Annotated in this window: 14 protein-coding genes; 9 read left to right on the plus strand and 5 right to left on the minus strand. The window is 64.9% G+C overall.

Features of this window, described 5'->3' with window-relative positions:
* Positions 1–13: 13 nt before the first annotated feature.
* Positions 14–577, minus strand: coding sequence for an alkyl hydroperoxide reductase subunit C (ahpC, locus tag AC3EDY_RS01635; protein ID WP_488570697.1), 564 nt, complete (start codon positions 575–577; stop codon positions 14–16).
* A 394-nt stretch (positions 578–971) separates the two neighbouring features.
* Here ahpC and AC3EDY_RS01640 point away from each other — a divergent pair, with 394 nt between their 5' ends.
* The 5 genes from AC3EDY_RS01640 (at position 972) to AC3EDY_RS01660 (ending at position 6226) form a co-directional block, all read left to right on the plus strand.
* Complete coding sequence (locus AC3EDY_RS01640) at positions 972–2141, plus strand: HlyD family secretion protein (protein WP_488570698.1); 1170 nt, start codon at positions 972–974, stop codon at positions 2139–2141.
* Complete coding sequence (locus AC3EDY_RS01645; RefSeq protein WP_488570699.1) at positions 2141–3730, plus strand: MDR family MFS transporter; 1590 nt, start codon at positions 2141–2143, stop codon at positions 3728–3730. Before AC3EDY_RS01640 ends, AC3EDY_RS01645 begins: the two co-directional genes overlap by 1 nt.
* Positions 3730–5172 carry an efflux transporter outer membrane subunit gene (locus AC3EDY_RS01650; RefSeq protein ID WP_488570700.1) on the plus strand — a complete coding sequence of 481 codons (1443 nt, stop codon included), beginning with the start codon at positions 3730–3732 and terminating at the stop codon, positions 5170–5172. The genes AC3EDY_RS01645 and AC3EDY_RS01650 overlap by 1 nt, the downstream gene beginning before the upstream one ends.
* A gap of 114 nt (positions 5173–5286) precedes the next feature.
* Entirely contained in the window at positions 5287–5511 is a 225-nt protein-coding gene (locus AC3EDY_RS01655) for a hypothetical protein (RefSeq protein ID WP_488570701.1), read from the plus strand.
* 79 nt (positions 5512–5590) lie between these two features.
* Entirely contained in the window at positions 5591–6226 is a 636-nt protein-coding gene (locus AC3EDY_RS01660) for a TetR/AcrR family transcriptional regulator (RefSeq protein ID WP_488570702.1), read from the plus strand.
* Between the two features lie 34 nt (positions 6227–6260).
* On the opposite strand, the gene AC3EDY_RS01665 is transcribed toward AC3EDY_RS01660, so the two are convergent.
* The 3 genes from AC3EDY_RS01665 to AC3EDY_RS01675 form a co-directional block, all read right to left on the minus strand.
* Positions 6261–7556, minus strand: coding sequence for a cytochrome b/b6 domain-containing protein (locus AC3EDY_RS01665; protein ID WP_488570703.1), 1296 nt, complete (start codon positions 7554–7556; stop codon positions 6261–6263).
* A gap of 232 nt (positions 7557–7788) precedes the next feature.
* Positions 7789–10266, minus strand: coding sequence for a TonB-dependent receptor (locus AC3EDY_RS01670; protein ID WP_488570704.1), 2478 nt, complete (start codon positions 10264–10266; stop codon positions 7789–7791).
* A gap of 142 nt (positions 10267–10408) precedes the next feature.
* Positions 10409–10585 carry a YezD family protein gene (locus AC3EDY_RS01675; RefSeq protein WP_488570705.1) on the minus strand — a complete coding sequence of 59 codons (177 nt, stop codon included), beginning with the start codon at positions 10583–10585 and terminating at the stop codon, positions 10409–10411.
* Between the two features lie 522 nt (positions 10586–11107).
* On the opposite strand from AC3EDY_RS01675, the gene AC3EDY_RS01680 reads away from it, so the two are divergent.
* The 4 genes from AC3EDY_RS01680 to AC3EDY_RS01695 all read left to right on the plus strand — a co-directional run bounded on the left by AC3EDY_RS01680 (position 11108) and on the right by AC3EDY_RS01695 (position 17809).
* Positions 11108–13345 carry an RNA degradosome polyphosphate kinase gene (locus AC3EDY_RS01680; protein WP_488570706.1) on the plus strand — a complete coding sequence of 746 codons (2238 nt, stop codon included), beginning with the start codon at positions 11108–11110 and terminating at the stop codon, positions 13343–13345.
* Positions 13346–13352: 7 nt separating this feature from the next.
* A complete protein-coding gene (locus AC3EDY_RS01685; protein ID WP_488570707.1) occupies positions 13353–14846 on the plus strand; it encodes a Ppx/GppA phosphatase family protein in 1494 nt (497 codons plus the stop codon).
* Positions 14847–15011: 165 nt separating this feature from the next.
* Positions 15012–15818, plus strand: a complete 807-nt coding sequence (locus AC3EDY_RS01690) for a transporter (protein WP_488570708.1) — start codon at positions 15012–15014, stop codon at positions 15816–15818.
* 269 nt (positions 15819–16087) lie between these two features.
* The gene (locus AC3EDY_RS01695) at positions 16088–17809 is read left to right on the plus strand and encodes a methyl-accepting chemotaxis protein (RefSeq protein WP_488570849.1); all 1722 of its coding nucleotides are present in this window, start codon (positions 16088–16090) and stop codon (positions 17807–17809) included.
* Between the two features lie 33 nt (positions 17810–17842).
* On the opposite strand, the gene AC3EDY_RS01700 is transcribed toward AC3EDY_RS01695, so the two are convergent.
* Complete coding sequence (locus tag AC3EDY_RS01700; RefSeq protein WP_488570709.1) at positions 17843–18712, minus strand: LysR family transcriptional regulator; 870 nt, start codon at positions 18710–18712, stop codon at positions 17843–17845.
* Positions 18713–18720 lie beyond the last annotated feature (8 nt).

Below are 18720 nucleotides of genomic sequence, written 5' to 3' on the forward strand. Positions count from 1 at the left end.
GGTCGGGCAGACGTCAGATCTTGCCGACAAGATCGATCGAGGGGGCAAGCGTCTGGGCGCCTTCTTCCCACTTGGCCGGGCAGACCTGGCCGGGGTTTTCGCGCCAGTACTTGGCCGCCTTGATCTTGCGCAGCAGTTCGGTGGCATTGCGGCCCACACCCTCGGGGGTGATTTCGACGAGCTGGATCACGCCATCGGGATCGACCACGAAGGTACCGCGGTCGGCCAGGCCGACGCCTTCGCGCAGAATGCCGAAGTTGTTGGAAATGCTGTGGTTCTGGTCACCAAGCATGTAATAGTTGATCTTGCCGATGGCGGGCGAGGAATCGTGCCAGGCCTTGTGGCTGAAATGCGTGTCGGTCGACACCGAATAGACTTCGACGCCCAGGCTCTTGAGCTCTTCGTACTTGTCGGCAAGGTCTTCCAGCTCGGTCGGGCACACGAACGTGAAATCGGCCGGATAGAAAAAGAACACGGCCCACTTGCCCAGCACGTCAGCATCGCTGACATCGACAAACTTGCCCTGGACAAAGGCGGTGGCCTGGAACGGCTTGAGCTTGGTTCCGACGATCGACATGAGTTCGACTTCCTTGTGGTTGGTCGTTGAAAAGGCATGCGGGCAACGCTGGCATGGCACGCTGGCACATGCCTGGCTTGTTGCAAGCATGCAGTTAGGCGCCACAAAGCGTGATTGCCAATGATCAATTCCGGCCAGATTGATTGATCATTTCGATAAGAGCGCGTCCCACCCTTGCGTTATTCTGGCGTGGAACCATCCAGCCGGATGGGCGTTTGCACCGTTTTTGGGCCCGTCACGCCGGCGCGGGTTTCGATGCGACGCGCGCCCCTGGCTTGCAATTTCCGCACTTCCATTTGGGAAACTTGCACTTGCGCGGGCAATGTCGTCAAACCATGTGCAATTATAGAACTGAACCGTTTCGTTTCATTTTTTGGTCAGACAGGATATTGCGATGCCCGCCCCCGACACGTCCGTCGAAAACCCCGATCAGTCCGCTTCCGGTACCCTGGCCGAGCATGGCACGGCGGGCGGGAGCAGCCGCCGGAAGACGATCGGCCGCATTGCGATCGGCGTTGCCTTGGTGGGCCTGCTTTACGGCATCTATGCCTTTGTCGATTACCGCAACAACGGCCAGTATTTCCAATCGACGGAAGACGCCTACGTGCGCGCCGACGGCGTGACCGTCAGTTCCAAGCTGGCTGGCTATGTCCGGCAGATCGGGGTTGTCGACAACCAGGACGTGCGCGCGGGCGCGTTCCTCGTCCAGGTCGATCCTACCGATTACAGCACCAGGCTGAGCCAGGCCGAAGCGCAGGTCGATGTCGCGCAGGCCACCCGGGAAGCCACCGCGGCCGGGATTGCCGAAGCGCAGGCCAGCCTCGACCAGGCGCGCGCGGCCCTGGCGGCGGCACAGCGCGATCTGGCCTATTACGGCGCCGAAGCGGCACGCTATGCGCCGCTCGCGGCCAGCGGCGCCGAGCCGCGGACCCAGCTGGACCAGCTGGCCAGCGCGCGCGACAAGGCCGCCGCCGATGTGCGGGCAAAACAGGCCATGGTGGCAGCCGCGCGTTCCCGCATCGCCACGATCAAGGCGCAGGTAAATCAGGCTGGCGCGCAGATCGCTTCGGCGCAAGCGGCGCGGCAGGCGGCGCGCAACGACGTCAACACGACGCGCATCGTTGCACCGATCGCCGGCAAGGTCGGGTCTTCGGCGGTGCGGCTGGGGCAGTTCGTGCAGCCCGGCCAGCGTCTGCTGACGATCGTTCCGACCCAGGCGCTTTATGTCGAAGCCAATTTCAAGGAAACCCAGATCGGCCTGATGCGCCCCGGCCAGCCAGTGACCATGCATGTCGACGCACTGCCGGGCGTGGATTTCCACGGCGTGGTGGAATCGATCACGCCGGGCACGGGCGCCAATTTTTCGTTGATCCCGCCGCAGAACGCCACGGGCAACTTTACCAAGATCGTGCAGCGCGTGCCCGTGCGCATCCGCATCAACGCCGGCGAGGAATCGCGCAAGGTTCTGGTGCCGGGCCTTTCGCTGACAGTCGATGTCGATACCCGGGGGGCCAAGGGCGCCATCAGGCAGATCCGCGCCGAGCAGGACCAGGGAGCCAGATAATGGCGGCCGCAACCCTCTCCGCAGACCTGGCGGACGGCCAGAGCGCGGCGGCGCCCGCCAAAGCCGATCTCACGGCCTGGCTCGCGGTGGTGGCAGGGGCCATTGGCGCCTTGATGGCCACGCTCGATATCTCGATCGTCAATTCGGCCCTGCCCACGATCCAGGGTGAAATCGGCGCGTCTTCGACCGAGGGCACGTGGATCGCCACCAGCTATCTGGTTGCCGAAATCGTCATTATTCCGCTGACCGGGTGGTTCGAGCGCGTATTCGGGCTCAAGCGCTTTCTGCTGATCGCGGCGGTCCTGTTCACGGCATTCTCGATCGTCTGCGGGCTTTCCACCACGCTGACGATGATGATCGTGGGCCGCGTCGGCCAGGGCTTTACCGGGGGAGCGATGATCCCCACCGCCATGACCATCATTGCCACGCGCCTGCCGCCGCACCAGCAGCCGATGGGCACGGCGCTGTTCGGATCGACTCTGATCATGGGCCCGGTGCTGGGGCCGTTGACCGGCGGCTGGCTGACCGAGAACCTGTCCTGGCACTATGCCTTCTTCGTCAATGTTCCGATCTGCATCGTCCTCATCGTGTTCCTGCTGGTGGGCCTGCCCAACAGCAGGATGCGCCCGGAAGAGCTGTTCGGTGCGGACTGGCTGGGGATTGCCGGGATGGCGCTGGGCCTGGGCGGGCTGACCGTGGTGCTGGAGGAAGGCAACCGCGAGCAGTGGTTCGAGTCCACCCTGATCTGGCAGCTTTCGGCAATGACCGTCGTGGGCTTCGTGCTTATCGGATTGGGGCAGATGTTTGCCCGGCGCCCGGTTATCAAGCTGGCCCTGCTGCGCAACCGCGCATTCGCGGCCGTTTTCGTGCTGGGGCTGCTGATCGGCGCGGTGCTTTATGGCACGGCCTATGTCATTCCGCAGTTCCTGGCCGCGATCGCCGGCTACAACGCCTTGCAATCGGGCCAGATCGTGTTCCTTTCGGGCATTCCCGCGGCCATGATCATGCCGTTTTTCCCCATTCTGGTGAAACGGTTCGACGTGCGCTACGTGGTTCTGGCCGGCATGATGATCATGGCCACCTCCTGCTGGCTGGATACGACACTGACCGTCAATTCCGATGGGTCGGATTTCGTGATTTCGCAACTGCTGCGCGGCGTGGGCCAGGCGCTGTCGCTGCTGTTCCTTAACCAGGCGGCGATCGCCAGCGTCAGGCCCGACGAGGCAAGCGATGCTTCGGGCCTGTTCAACGCCGCGCGCAACCTGGGCGGCTCCATCGCCCTGGCGCTGCTCGCCACCTTGCAGGAACGGCGCGAGGAATATCACCGCTGGACCATTCACGAGGCCTTGCCCGCCAACAGCGCCGCGGTGCAGGATTGGGTTTCGAGCCAGGCGGCCTCGTTCGGCGGCGGACCCGAAGGCCTGGGTGCGGCGCTGCACGCGATCGACGGCGCGGTGACCAGGCAGGCCATGGTCATGGCCTATACCGATGAATTCATCGCGCTGATGGTTGGCATCAGCGTGGTTCTGCCGCTGATCTTTCTTCTCCGCCCCCTGCCCAAGGGGCATCAGAACATGGCGACGCATTGATGCAACGATCCCTCCACCCCCTTGCCACGGCGCTGCTGGCTTCTGCCGTGCTGGCCGGCTGCACCACCGTCGGCCCGAAGTACACGGGCGCGCCCGATGCCGCCCCGGTTGCGGCCGCCCGATCCGCGTTCCTGCGCGGCAATGGCAGCGCCACCCCGGCCGCCCCGGCCGCGCGCTGGTGGGATGCGCTCGACGATCCCGTGCTGAGCGCCCTGATCGACAAGGGGCTGGCCGGTTCGCCCGGCATCGCCGCTGCCAACGCGCGCATCGCGCAGGCCCGCGCCGGACTGGCCGCCAACCGGACGGCGCTGACCCCCACGCTCAACGTGTCGGGCGCGGTGCCGCACGTCAATGTGCCGGCCGACATTCTGGGCGGCGACGCGCCGGGCCGCACCGATCTTACGATCTATAACGCGGCGTTCGATTCCAGCTGGGAGCTCGACCTGTTCGGCGGCACGCGCAGCAAGATCGCCGCGGCCGGCGCCCGGGCCGAAGCGCAACAGGCCAGCGCCGATGATGCGCGCGTGACGCTTTCGGCGGAAATCGCCCGTGCCTATGTCTCCCTCCGCGCGCGCCAGGCCGTGCTGGCACTGCTGGATCAACAGGCGGCGGTCGATGCGCAACTGGTAAGCCTGGCGCAGCAACGCCTGGACCGGGGCACCGCGCCCGAACAGCCGCTGGCCCAGGCGCGCGGCCAAGCGGCCCAGACCGAGGGCGACCGCGCGCGGACCCGAGCCGAGATCGTCGTGCTGACCGACCAGCTTGCGGTGTTGACCGGCCAGGAACCGGGCGCGCTCGATGCCATGCTGGGCGCGCCCGCACCCTTGCCCCTGCCCCCTGCCAGCGTGGCCGTGGGCGATCCGGCCACGCTGCTCCGCAACCGCCCCGACATTCGCATGGCCGAACGCCAGCTTGCCGCCGCCAATGCCGACATCGGTGCCCAGATTGCCGCGGGGCTGCCCAGGATCAGCTTCATCGGCCTGCTGGGCCTGGGCGGAACGGAGGTGGGCGACGTGATCGATCCGGAAAAGCTGATCGGACTGGGTCTGCCCCAGATCCGCTGGAACCTGTTCGACGGCGGGCGCAACCGCGCCCAGGTGCAAAGCCGGCGCCAGGCCTATGCCGAGGCTGAGGCCGGTTATCGCAATACCGTGCTTAACGCGCTGCAGGATGCGGAAGGGGCGCTGGCCCGTTTCGGCAGCCAGCGCCAGGTCTATGGCCGCGCCCTGGACAGCCAGGCGCAGGCGGCGCGCGCGCAGGCGCTGCAGCAGCAGCGCGCCGATGCGGGCACCGTGGGCCGGGCCGATGCGCTGACGGCGCAGCGCCAGCAGATCCTGGCGGCGCAGGCAACGGCCACGGCGGCGGCAGAACTGACCACCAATTTCATCGCCGTGGAAAAGGCGCTTGGCCTGGGCTGGCAAGCCCCGCAACAGGGCAGCTGAAAATGAACCGTTCGCGTTCTGTTTATGGGGCTTTGCGACAGGCTCTCTTTATGTCACCTTGTTTCGGCAAGGCGCTGCAAAAGCGCCATCCGCTCTTGAAGAGGGCCGGGAAGGATGGATTGGCTTTCGGGCATAGGCCGCCGCGTGTGGCTTGCGTATCAGGAAGGGCTGGTGCTCGCCTGCCCGGCGCACCGCGATTGCGTGAAATTCCCGACGCAGATCGCGGCGCGCGACAGCGCATCGGCCATGCCGCAAAGCGCCGCCGAATTGCGGCATGGCGGAGACGCGAACCATGACGGCGCCTGTTTCCCCGGGCCGGGGCCAGCCGGACGGCACTGATCCTCTGATCGACGACAACGGCCCTTTCGCGTCTGCGCCACAGGATTTTTCTGCCGAAGATACGTCTGCGCCTGGGGCCGTGAAACGCGGCCGCCCTTCGACGGCCGACGCGGAACAGCTTTACAACCGGATACTGGACGCCAGCTGGAATGTTCTGCTGGAAAGCGGGCTGGACGCCTTCACGTTCGACCGGGTGGCCCGCCATGCGCGCATCGGCAAGGCGACGATCTATGCGCGGTTTGCCGGCAAGCGCGAACTGCTGGCGGCCTTGATCCATCACTGCGTGACCAACCGCACGCAGACCATCGCGGCGATGAGCAATGCGGCCTCTCCGGTCGAAAATTTTCGTATCCGCGCCGTCGAGACGCTGGAACTGCTGCTGTCGCCGGATGGCAAGCTGATGGAGCGGCTGATCGACTGGCTCGATACCGAGGCTGGCAGCCCTAGGGGCGGCTATCGCGCAACGGTCTATCGCACGGCCGTCGATTCGATCCGCCAGGCGTTCGAGCAGGCCCAGCAGCGCGGCGACATCGTGATCGGCGATTGCGAAAGCGCCGCGCGGTTCTGGCTGGAAGGCATCATCGGACATGCCAAGATGGCCAGTTCGGAAAGCCAGCAAGACCGCGCCCAGCACCTGCGCTGGGCCGATCGCTATGTCGGGTTCTTCCTGGCCGGCGTGCGCCTGCAGGGATCGCCGGGCGCGCCGATCGGCTGATGCCCGGCAGCCCGCGCCGTTCGCTCCGCACCTTTCAGGGCTGGCGTCTGGCCTTGAGCGCGAAATCCACCGTCACGCCATCGAGCAGGGTATCGGTGCTGCCCCATTCCCCCGTCCCCACCCCGAACGCGGTGCGTGACAGCGTGGCGGTGCCGCGTGCGCTGGCACGATCGCCATCGATCGTGAGAACGAACGCCAGGGGCACTGGGCGTATCCGTCCGCCCAGCGACAGCGTGCCTTCGGCCACGTAACGGCCCGGCGACTGGGCGCGAAAGCGTGACGCCGTATAGACCGCCTGGGGATGCGCGGCCGTGGCGAAGAAACTGTCGCCCTTCAGCATGTCGTCCCGCTGGGCATCGCCGGTTGCCACCGACGAAAGATCGATCGTGGCGCGCAGGCTGGACCCGGCGAGATCATCGAGCGAAAAGCGAATGCGCGCGTCCCAGCGGGCAAAGCTGCCGTTGACGGCTTCGCCGGAATAGGTGGCATGGAAACCCAGCTTGCCGCCCGGCATCAACTGCCATGCCACCGCGCCCTGCGGCGTGGCCGCGGCCGAAGCATCGGCGGCAGGCGCAGCGCTGGCGCCGTCATCCGGCGCGGCCGCAGCGGACACATCATTGCCGGGCAATGCCGCCGCGCTGGCCGCGCCGCTGTCCGTTGCGGTGGGTGCGACAGCGGAAGCGGTGCTGCCGTCGAAGCGGAGGCTGCGCGCCAGGGGTATCATGGCCACCACCAGCACGAGTGCGCCCAGCATTGCCACCGTCAGCGCCCGGCGCGAGCGGACCGGAATCATGCGCGCCATCAGATCGTCGCCCAGGAAATGATGCCGCAGCGCGCCCGCGACATGCAGCGCGAACAGAGTCATGGTGATCGGCGCCAGGAGGCTGTGGACGGCATCGGCGGGCATGTGCCAGGCCTGGCCCAGCGGCAGGTTGGGCACCGGAAACAGCCCGAACCACATCGTCTGCAGGCGGATCTTCGATGTCGATATCATGATCCAGCCCGACAGGGGGCCGCCGATCATGATCACGTAAAGCAGGACATGAACGGCCTTGGCGAGCAGCTTTACCGCCGGATGGCCTTCCGCCGGCGCGGGCCGCCGCGCGATCAGGCGCACGCCCAGGCGGGCGAGGCTGAGTGCAAGGATCAGGAAGCCGACCGACTTGTGGAACTGGTATCCGGCAAACCGGGGCGTGCCTTGCGGCAGGCTTTCCAGACCGACACCCAGCGAGACCTGAAACAGCAGCAACGCGGCGATGGCCCAGTGCAGCACGATCGCGCCAAGTGCATAGCGCCGCGGCGAAAGCCCCTGCGACAACCTGTTCTTCATCCCCGCGTGCTCCTGCGTCCTTATCGACATCCCGGGCTGTCTGTATCAGCCGGGGTCACGATTTGGTACTGCCAGAACGCCGATTATACCGATGTTTTCGATCAGGGGCAGACAAACGAAGGAACGGTGCGCAGGCCCGCATGCACGGCGGGTCCGGGGCGAAACGGGGGAGAGGCATTCCGTCCGCCCCGGTCTGATGCGCCCGGAACGGGGCGCATCGGAACCGGGTGCATCAGAACTGGGTGCGCACTGTCAGGCCATAAGTGCGCGGATCGCCCACCTGGCCGACGATCAGCCCGGTGTTGCCCGAAGCGACCGAGAGCTGTTCGAAGAACTTGACGTCGAAAGCGTTGCGCACCCAGCCGTAGATGTCGAAACTGCTGTCGCGCCGCAGGCCGAAGCGCAGGTTCGTGAGCGCATAGCCTTCGACCCAGGTATAGGCCGAGGGCGTGGGGTTGGACGAGAAACGCGAGCGATAATTGCCGTCTATGCCGAGATAGACCTGCCCTTCCCCGCCGAAAGCCTGGATCGGCAGGTTGACTTCCCCGCCGTAGGAGAACGACCACTTCGAGACGCCGGGCAGGACCTGGCCCGAAATGTCGCACGAAAGCGGGCTGGTGCCCGAGGTTCCGGGGGCGGCCGTCGTTCCGACCGGATTGCCGTTGGCATCGACCGATTGCGTCGTGCCGCCAGAAAGCTCGGGCGGGCATGGCGCGTTCTTGAAGCGCACGTATTTGGCATCGGTATAGGCGGCGTTGGAATAGACGCTGAACCGTTCGCTGGGGCGCAGGGCGAAATCGATTTCCACGCCTTGGGTGCGCACTTTCTCGGCATTGGCGAGATAGCCGCGCAGCGCGCCGACCGTGTAGTTCGAGACCTGGGCCTGATAATCGTTGATGTCGGTGCGGAAGGCCGCGACATTGAACGTGCCCTTGCGGCCCCAGAACTGGGTCTTGATGCCCAGTTCAAAATGGTTGACGCGCTCGGGCTTGACCGTGGCGAACTGCGTCAGCGGGGTGCCGTCGGTGTTGGCCGGCACGCCGTTGAGGTTGATGCCCCCCGATTTGAAACTGCGTGCATAAGTGCCGTAGAGATGGATGTCGCTGGTGGGGTCCCAGGCCAGCGTCACGTCGCCCGACAGGTTCCAGTCGCTGAAATTGGCGACGAAATACTGCGGCGCGAGGACGGCGAGCTGCGCCCGTTGCCGCGCACTGTTATTGGCCGCGAACGTCACGAGATTGCCGCTGCCGTCGGTGACCACCGAGTTGTAGACGCCATCCTTCTTGTCATAGTTCAGGCGCACGCCGGGCTGTAGCGAGAGCGTGTCGCTGAACTTATAGCCGAACTTGCCGAAGATCGCGGCACTGGTGTTCTTGAGCGAGATGTCGTTGTTGGCGGTCAGGCCGTCCAGAACCGAAGGATCGTTGGAGAACGCGTTGCTTGGCGCGATCAGGAACCTGCTGGCGGCCGAACCCTGCTGCTGCACGCCGCTGGTGCGGATCTTCTGATAGAAGCCGAAAACGCCCACGGTGTAATCGAAGCGGCCGGTCTGGCCGGTCAGGCGCAGTTCCTGGGTATACTGGTTCTGGGTCGAGGGGTTGTTGGACTTGACCGTGATCGGCAGGCCCAGGAAATCGCGGTCGTTCGACGGGTCCCAATCCCAATAGCGCCATGCCGTGATCGAGGTGACGGTGCCGATCCCGGTTTCGACCTTGGCACGTAGCGAGATGCCGCCGGTTTCGTTCTTGGCGCGGGCGACCACGTCCTGATCGGTCAGCCGATCGAACGGGTTGGTGCTGGGCACGGCATAGTTCTGCGCCGCGGCAAGCTCGGCATACTGGCGGTTGGACGGGCGCTGGGTGGCGCCGGTGCGCACGTAGATCAGCGCGCAGCATTGGGGGTTCTGCCGGTTGTAATCCCCGGCCAGCGTGATTTCGACCCCCGCCGATGGCCGCCACAGCAGTTGCCCGCGCAGGCCTGTGTTGTCTTGCGAGTTGACCCACAGGCGCTGCCTGACGTTGTAGATCGTGCCGTCGCGGTGCGTGAACGAGCCGGCAAGTCGCAGGGCCAGCGTTTCGCTCAGCGGGCCGGACACCGCGCCTTTCACCTGCACGAAACCGAGATTGCCGGCGCTCGCCTCGAGCCGGGCCTCGGGATCGAAAGTGGGCGCGCGGGTGGTGATGTTGAGCGCGCCGGCCGTGGTGTTCTTGCCGAACAGCGTACCCTGCGGGCCGCGCAGCACTTCGATGCGGCTGACGTCGAGGAAATCGAACGTGGACGATGCCGCGCGGGCATAGAACACGTCGTCGATATAGATGCCCACACCCTGTTCGATGCCGTCGTTGGTGAGACCGAGCGGCGCGCCCAGGCCGCGGATGTTGACCGAGGTGTTGCGCGGGTTGGAGGAATAGAACTGCAGCGTGGGGGTAAGCTGGGTCAGGCGGCCGACGTTGAATGCGCCGGTATTGTCGATATGCGCGCCACCCACCACGGTGACCGCGAGCGGCACTGTCTGCACCGTTTCCGCGCGGCGACGGGCGGTGACGACGATGCTGTCGTCGGGCACCGCCGCACCGGCATCGGCAGCGGCAGCGGCATCGGCAGCGGCCGGTTCTGCCGGCGCGGCATCGGCAGCGCGGGCGGGCACGGCAAACGCAACGGCAAGGCCGACAAAAGCCGCGGAGGCAGAAAGGTTGGCGCGAATAGGCATGGTATTGTCCCCTTTTCGCCATGCTGCCTGCGCGCGCGGAGGGGTTCCGTGGCGGCGGCGATCATGGTTTTTCTTGTGATCTTGCCACATGCGGCGGCTCTCCCCTTGGGCCGGATGCCGATGTGGAATGCTCGATGGTCGGTCAGTCGTTCTTGAAGCGGCGCTTTTCCGTTACGTCGATCTGCACCACGCGCCCTTCGTGCACGGTAAGGCCGATATGGCCGTAACGCAGGCTGCCCAGCGCCTCGCGCACGCTTTCGAGCGATTGCTCGATCAGGCGCGCGCTTTCCGGATCGGGCGTGACAGGCGGGGTGGGCATCGGCTTTCTCTTGCAAACGCGTGAACTTCGAACCGGGCAGCGCAGCCGGGCGCCAGGGCACCCGGTCCGTTTCCGGTGATGACCGTCTTATACTCAACTCATGCGATAGACATTAAACGACTTGTTGCCTGGCACAAAGTGAAACTTTCGTGGCAAAGATCGGCGCGCGAGCGCGTGCAAACCCGGCGATATCGCTCGCAAGCGTATGATATACCTTGGTTAATGAAGTCCGCAGCGGGCGTGGGCATGCGCGTCCAGCCCGCTGCGGATCGGCCGAGGGGGGAGGCGTGAGGCGGGGATTGCGAGTCACGTCGGCCGCCACCGAAAATAACGTGGCGGCATGATCTGGCGAGCCGGGGGCGGCAGAACGCATCCGATTCTCGACAAAACGAGTAGAGATTTTCGGCTGGCCGGTATTTTGGCTGATCCGTAACATTTCCTGACTGCGCCGCTTTGCGCTTGCCAGGCCGCCCCCGCCGGGTGCTAGGGTACGGGCCATCATAGCAGCAGCAAAGCGGAATAATGGCGCACGGGACAGCAAAACCAGCAGGCAGGACAGTTAAAGCGGCGGAACAAGGCGCAGCCCCGATCGACCGGCTGACGGTAAACAACCAGACCCCTGCGGCCGACGGGGCACCGGAAAAGCGCTATTTCAACCGGGAATTGAGCTGGCTGACGTTCAACCGCCGGGTTCTGGCCGAAGCGCAGAACGCCAATTATCCCCTGCTCGAGCGGCTACGCTTCCTTTCGATCTCGGGCACCAATCTCGACGAGTTCATGATGGTGCGCGTGGCCGGCCTCGCCGCCCAGGTGCGGCGCGGGATCGACGAGGTTTCGATCGACGGTTTCAGCGCGGCCCAGCAACTGGCGCAGATCCGCCGGCCGGTGGAAGACCTGGTGAAAGCGCAGCATGCGGTGCTGGGCGAGCTTTCGGGCTTGCTGGCTGAAGCGGGCATTCATCTGGTGGGCGACAGGCCGCTGCCCCGCGCGCAGACCGACTGGCTGGCGCGTTACTTCAGCGAACACGTGATCCCGATATTGACGCCACAGGCGATCGATCCGGCGCATCCGTTTCCCTTCATCGCCAACCAGGGCACCGGCATCCTGTTTTCGATGCTGCGCGTGGCCGACAATGCCCCGGTCACCGCGATGATCCTGATCCCGCCGGCCCTGCCGCGGTTCGTGCCCCTGCCCGACGATGGCGGCTGGATCGCGATCGAGGAACTGGTGCGCCGCAACGCCGCCAGCGTCTTTCCCGGATTCCGCATCCAGGGCTCGGGCACGTTCCGCGTGCTGCGCGACAGCGACATGGAAATCGAGGAAGACGCCGAGGACCTGGTACGCTATTTTCGCACGGCCATTCAGCGGCGGCGGCGCGGCAAAGTCATCATGCTGCAACTGCAGGACGATTTCGATCCCGCGGCGGAACAACTGCTGCGCGAAAAGCTGCGCATGGACTATGCGCTGGTGGTTAAATCGCCGGGTCTTCTGGCCATGAACGGCCTTTCCCAGATCGTGGACATGCCACGTCCCGAGCTGAAATTCGAACCCTACAACCCCCGTTATCCCGAACGCGTTCTCGAGCACGACGGCGATTGCTTCGCCGCGATCCGGGAAAAGGACCTGGTGATCCACCACCCGTTCGAAAGTTTCGACGTGGTCGTCGATTTTCTGCGACAGGCGGCCGCAGACCCCGACGTGGTGGCGATCAAGCAGACGCTCTATCGCGCGGGCAAGCAATCGGCGGTGATCGCCGCGCTGATCGCCGCGGCCGAGGCGGGCAAATCGGTGACGGCGGTGGTCGAACTGAAAGCCCGGTTCGACGAAGAGCAGAACCTGCACTGGGCCAACCAGCTGGAACGCGCCGGGGTGCAGGTAATCTATGGCTTCGTGGAATGGAAAACCCACGCCAAGGTTTCGATGGTGGTGCGCCGCGAAGGCGGCGGCTATCGCACCTATTGCCACTTCGGCACGGGCAACTACCATCCGGTCACCGCGCGCATCTATACCGATCTGTCGTTCTTCACCGCCGATCCCAAGGCGGGGCGCGATGCGGGGCAGCTGTTCAATTTCATCACCGGCTATGTCGAGCCACGCAACACCGAGTTCCTTTCGATCTCGCCCAACGGGCTGCGCCGCAAGCTGTACGATTGCATCGAGCGGGAAATCGCCGTGGCTCGCGCCGGCCGGCCGGGGATGATCTGGGCCAAGCTCAATTCGCTGACCGACAGCCGGCTGATCGAACGGCTCTATGCCGCCGCGCAGGAAGGGGTGATCATCAACCTGGTGGTGCGCGGCGTGTGCTGCCTGCGGCCCGGTGTCCCGGAGCTTTCGGAACGGATCACGGTCAAATCGATCATCGGCCGCTTCCTGGAACACAGCCGCATCTGGGCCTTTGGCAACGGCGCCGCCCTGCCCAATCGCCGTGCCCGTGTTTTCATCTCGTCGGCCGACGGGATGAGCCGCAACCTTGACCGGCGGGTGGAAGTGCTGGTGCCGATCCGCAACCGGACGGTGCACGACCAGATCCTGACCCAGGTGATGCTGGCCAACCTGATCGATACCGAGCAAAGCTGGACACTGAACGCCGATGGCGCCTATCAGCGCGTGTCCTGTCAATCCGAAGCCGGCGAGAAACCTTTCAACGTGCACCGCTATTTCATGACCAACCCTTCGCTGTCGGGCCGGGGCGCGGCCCTTACCAAGGGACGCAAGGTGCCCAAACTGGCGCTGCGGCGCGGCGGCGTGGCCGCGGGCTGATCGGGCAGTGCCGCGCGGCAGGGAAACGCGCAACCGCGCGATCATCGACATCGGTTCCAACACCGTGCGCCTGGTCATCTATGGCCAGCCGCTGCGCGCGCCCAGAGTGCTGCATAACGAGAAAGTGACGGCCCGCCTGGGCAAAGGCGTGGCCGAAACCGGCGACCTTTCGCCCAAGGCCATGGCCCTGGCGCTGGCCTCGCTCGCTCGGTTCAAAGCGATCCTGGCGCTGCAGGGGGTGAGCGAGGTGGACGTGGTGGCCACTGCCGCCAGCCGCGACGCGCGCAACGGCCCGGCGTTTCTGGAAGCGATCGCCGCCCTGGGGCTGACCCCGCGCCTGTTGAGCGGCGAGGAAGAAGCGGTCACCAGCGCGCATGGCGTACTGGGCGCCTTTCCGGGTGCACGGGGCGTGGTGGGAGACCTGGGCGGCGGCAGCCTGGAACTGGTGGACGTGGACGGCGAGCGCTGCACCCATGGGGTGAGCCTGCCGCTGGGCACGCTGCGCCTGCCGGCCCTGCGCGCGCAGGGGCAGCGCGCGTTCGGGCAGAAGATCGCCAAGGCGCTGGCCAAGGCGGAATGGAAAGCGACGCCGGGGCAGACGCTCTATCTGGTGGGCGGATCGCTGCGCGCCTTTGCCCGCCACGTGATGGTGGAAACGCACTTTCCGATCGACGATCCGCATGGATACGAGGCCGATCCGGCCGTGGCGCTGAAACTGGCCAAGGCCATGGCGCGGCGCAAGGGCGAAGCGATCTTGCCGATCGACGGGGTATCCGGCGGGCGCCTGGCCAGCCTGCCCGATACGGCGGCATTGCTCGCGGTTCTGATCGCGCGGCTCAGCCCGGCGCGGCTGGTCTTTTCCGCCTGGGGCCTGCGCGAGGGGGTGCTGTGGGAAGCGATGCCGGCCGCCGTGCGCGGACAGGACCCGCTGGTGGCCGGCGCCTCTGCCTTTGCGCAGGATCATGGCATCGCCGCCAACACCGCCAGCATGGTGGCCGGCTGGACCGCCGGCATCGCCCCGACCGACGGGCCGGACCGGCGCGAGCGCCTGCGCCTGGCCGCAACGCTGCTATGCCTCGCCTCGGCCACCGTGGAGCCCAACCTGCGCGGTGACCTGGCGCACGAATGGGCGCTGCGCAAGCGCTGGATCGGCGCCACCGCGCGCGACCGCGCGATGCTTGCCGCCGCGATGATCGCCAATACCGGCAAGCTCACTCTGCCGGCCGACCTTTCCCAGCTCGCCACCCCCGCCGCCCTGCGCGAGGCGCAGACCTGGGGCCTTGCCACGCGCCTGTGTCGCCGCCTGACCGTCGCCGCCCCCGCCGCCCTCAACGGCAGCGCCCTGCGCCGCGAAGCCGATGCGCTGGCAATGGAAGTGGAAGACCGCCACACTGTGCTGATCAACGACAGTGTGGGACGGGATTTGAAAGCCCTGGCGGCGCATCTGGGCCTGAAAGGGGTTATCCGGGAGCGGGAGGGTTTGGCCGAAGCCGATCGTTGAAGCGCGCCATCTGCCGACTGTTTCCTCCAGGCGGGTCCATCGCAGATCTTCAACGAGCAGGCGTATCTCTACGGACCGCAGAGCTACGGACCGACGCTTGGCATGACCTTTAACGGCAGTCCTGCATCACGGATCGGCTCGATCCAGCCCTATGCAGGAAGGCCAATGAACAGACTCGCAACAGGCGCCATTATAGCGGCGGGCATCTGCATGCAGCACCCCGTAAGGGCAGAGCCGAGCGAGCGGGAGTTCTGTGCGGAGCGGCCGGGCCTCGATACGCCACCCTGCGTTCTCGACAAAGGCCGGGTGCAACTTGAACTGGGAGTCGGTGACTGGGCATTCCAACAGGACGATGTCGCCCGCGCGACCTCGTGGACGGTCGCCGACGTCATGTTACGCTATGGCCTGACCCACACCACGGAAGTGCGCGTGAATTGGACGACGTTTGGCCGCGCAGTGACTCGCCAGCACGATACTCCCGACATCGACGGCGGTACGGGAACAGGCGATGTGCAGTTCAGTGTGCGTCATAACCTGCTCAACCCCGATGGGAGCGGACTTTCGATAGCGGTGATGCCTTACGCCACCTTGGGTATCGGGGGCAATATCGGCAGCCGCGGGTGGAGCGGTGGCGCGCTTCTGGCGGTATCCTATGACATCGGTCAAGGACTGACCTTGCAAGCGACCCCCCAGGTCGACCTCGTTACCGACGATGCCGGTTCAAGCCACCACATCGCGTATGGCGCTGCTGGCGGTCTGGGCATCGCATTGGGAGACACCGTAGGACTTGCGCTGGAAGCGCAGTTTATCAGGGACTCGCATGCGGGCGTGCAAAACCACCTCGCAATCGTGAGTGCCAGTATCGGGTATGAGGTGACGCCCGAATGGCAGATCGATGTGGGTGCGAGCCTTGGCCTCAACGCCACTTCGCCCGATGTTGCAGTTGGCCTGGGCCTTTCGCACCGACTTTGAACGGGGGGATTGGGAATTCGTTGTGGCAGGTGCCGTCCTGCAAGCCTTTGCCAAACCAGCTATAAGGCCATCAAGAAATTATGCGATGTTTGGGCAAGCGAGTCTCCCGACCACCGCCATCACCATGCAGAACCTCAAGTTAATGAGGTTATAACGATAGATACCTATATCTTTCCAGAAGTTCTGAATAGAAAAATACTGCTATATACTGTTAATACATAATAGCGAGAATGTATATGTTTGGGAAAACCTCTCTTCAAGCCGCACTTATGCGCCTGAGCCGGGCAACACTGTGTATCTCGCTGCTTGTAGGGGTAGGTTTGTGCGGGGGTATACTCGTAACGGCAAATCAAGCCGAAGACGCCTATTCGAATACTATTCCAAGTGTGAATGCGTTAGGCAAAATTTCGACGAACGTGGGCAAATTGTCAGGGCGTATCGGCGCGCATATCTTGGCGAGCTCCCCGGACCAGAAACGTGATGTCGACTCGCAGATCGAGGACGCCATTGCGGCTATCGACCGCGATATCGGCGCATATCGTGCCTTGGTAAGCGACGAGCATGAAGAGGCGCTTTACCAAGCAATAATCACTGACTGGAAAACCATGACCGCAATGACGCCGCGGCTGCGCGCAGAGTCTTTGGCTTTGCGCACGAACGTTGCCACGGCGCTTTTCAACGACAGCTTTCAGCCGGCCAATGCGAAGCTTAACGACGCGCTCAAGCGCATCACGGAATACAACACGATGATGGGCGCCGAAAGTGCGGCAGTCGGCAGCTTCTATCGCAACATCGCCATCGCGGGAGGCGTGGTGGGAAGCCTCGTGCTCGTCGCCTGCGCGGCGGCGGTTGGCATCGTTGCCCGCAATCGGGTGATCGTGCCCATCGCCGAACTCATCCAGTCCGTCAAGGCGGTCACGAATGGCGATATCGACGCCAGCGTTGCCCGCACCGACCAACACGATGAAGTGGGAGAGCTGGCCCGGGCGCTGGATGCATCGCGCGTTGCCAGCAAAGAACAGATGCGGGAACAGGCGGCGCTTGCCGAAGTCGTCCGGGCCTTGACGGAAGGCCTTGAGAAGATGGCGGCAGGCAATCTCGCATTTTCGATCGAAAGTCCGTTCGACAAGCAATACGAGACGCTTCGGCTCTCGTTCAATCAAGCTGTCGCGGGGCTTGGAGAGAGCCTGGCCATGGTCGCGAAAACGGCGGATCAAGTTGAGATGGGCGCGACCGAAATCCTTTCTGCGGGCCAGGATCTGGCGAACCGGAACATGTCCCAGGCCGCTTCGCTCGAGGAAACCAGCGGCGCGATGCAGGTCGTCGCCAAGTCTGTCGACACTTCGGCGCACGAGGCTCGGCACATGCATGAGTCCATCTCGGGCGTGGCGGAGAGCGCGCGCGAGGGCGAAGCGGTCGTTGGCGAAGCCATGACGGCGATGCACCAGATCGAAGAGAGCTCCAAGATGATCTCGCAGATCGTCAGTCTTATCGACGGGATCGCCTTTCAGACCAACCTGCTTGCTCTCAATGCAGGTGTAGAAGCGGCACGCGCCGGCGAGAGCGGCAGGGGCTTTGCCGTTGTTGCCAACGAGGTGCGTGCCCTCGCGCAGCGTTCGGCCGACGCAGCCAAGGAGATCGCAGAACTCATCGGCACCAGCACCAGGCACGTAAGCACCGGGGTGTCTCTTGTAACGCGGAGCGGCGAGCGCCTTCAGGAAATCTCCAAGGCTCTGACTGACAGCATGCAGATGGTCGAGAAGATCACCGAAACCAGCGAACGTCAGAACATGAGCGTCAACGAGGTCTCCAAAGCGGTGATGGACATGGATCGCATGACGCAGCAGAACGCCGCGATGGCGGAACAGAGCAATGCGGCCGCAAGCAGTTTGTCGGTATCAGCCAAGGCCCTCTCTGCGCTCGTATCGCGATTTGACCTTCCGCGATCGAATGACACGGTCATCCGCCCCAACTTTGGCAAGGCGGCTTGAGAAACCCCTTGGCCTGACGATCGCTTTTCTCTTTTACCCCACCCGCAACCCGCCGACGCGCTTGAACAGCTCCAGAATCAGCGGGTCGCGCTCGGTGTTGCGGATCGCGGCTTCGAACCGGATCTGCCGCCTGGGCGTCGGCAGCACGGCGACCAGGTCTCCGCTGGCCAGTTCACCCCGGATCATGGTTTCGGGCAGCAGGGCGGCGCCGGTGCCCTGGCGGATGAATTCGACCAGGGCGCGCACGTTGTTGCAGGTGCGGATGACGGGCGGGTTGATACCGTGAGCGCGCAGGGATTCGCGCATGATGCCGTGGATCGGCGAATGTTCCGGGATCGACCAGACGGGCAGCGGCTGCCTGAAGCCGCCCGCATCGGCCGTGGCGCGGCTGGCGACCCACGCGAGGCTTACGCTGCCGAGCGACGTGGTGCGCACGCCGGGGCTGGCGACCGGGCCGGCAAGGAACACCATATCGGTGGTGCCCGCCAGCAGTTGCTGGAGCATGCGGGCGGTCAGGTCCAACTCCACTTCTAGGATCACGCCGGGCAGATCGCGCTCCACCGCGGCGACGAAGACGGGCAGGCAGCTGGCGGCGGCGATCTCGCCCGTGCCGATGCGTACCACCCCCGTGGCACCGGCGAAATCGCTGGCCCGCAGCAGCGCGCGCTCGAAACCGGCCCATAGCGGCTCGAAATCGGCGACGAGCGCGCGGCCCCGCGCGGTAAGCACCATGTTGCGCCCTTCGCGGCGGAACAGTTCCACCCCCAGCTGCTCCTCGATCTCGCGCACGCGGGCGGAAATGGCGGGCTGCGTGGTGTTGAGCCGGTCAGCCGCCGCGCGGAACGTGCCCAGGCGTGCAATCCACAGCAGCGTTTCGAGGTGATAGATGGCCAAACGTTTCATGGCTGTTA

This window comes from Novosphingobium sp. DS6-6, from assembly GCF_057784975.1.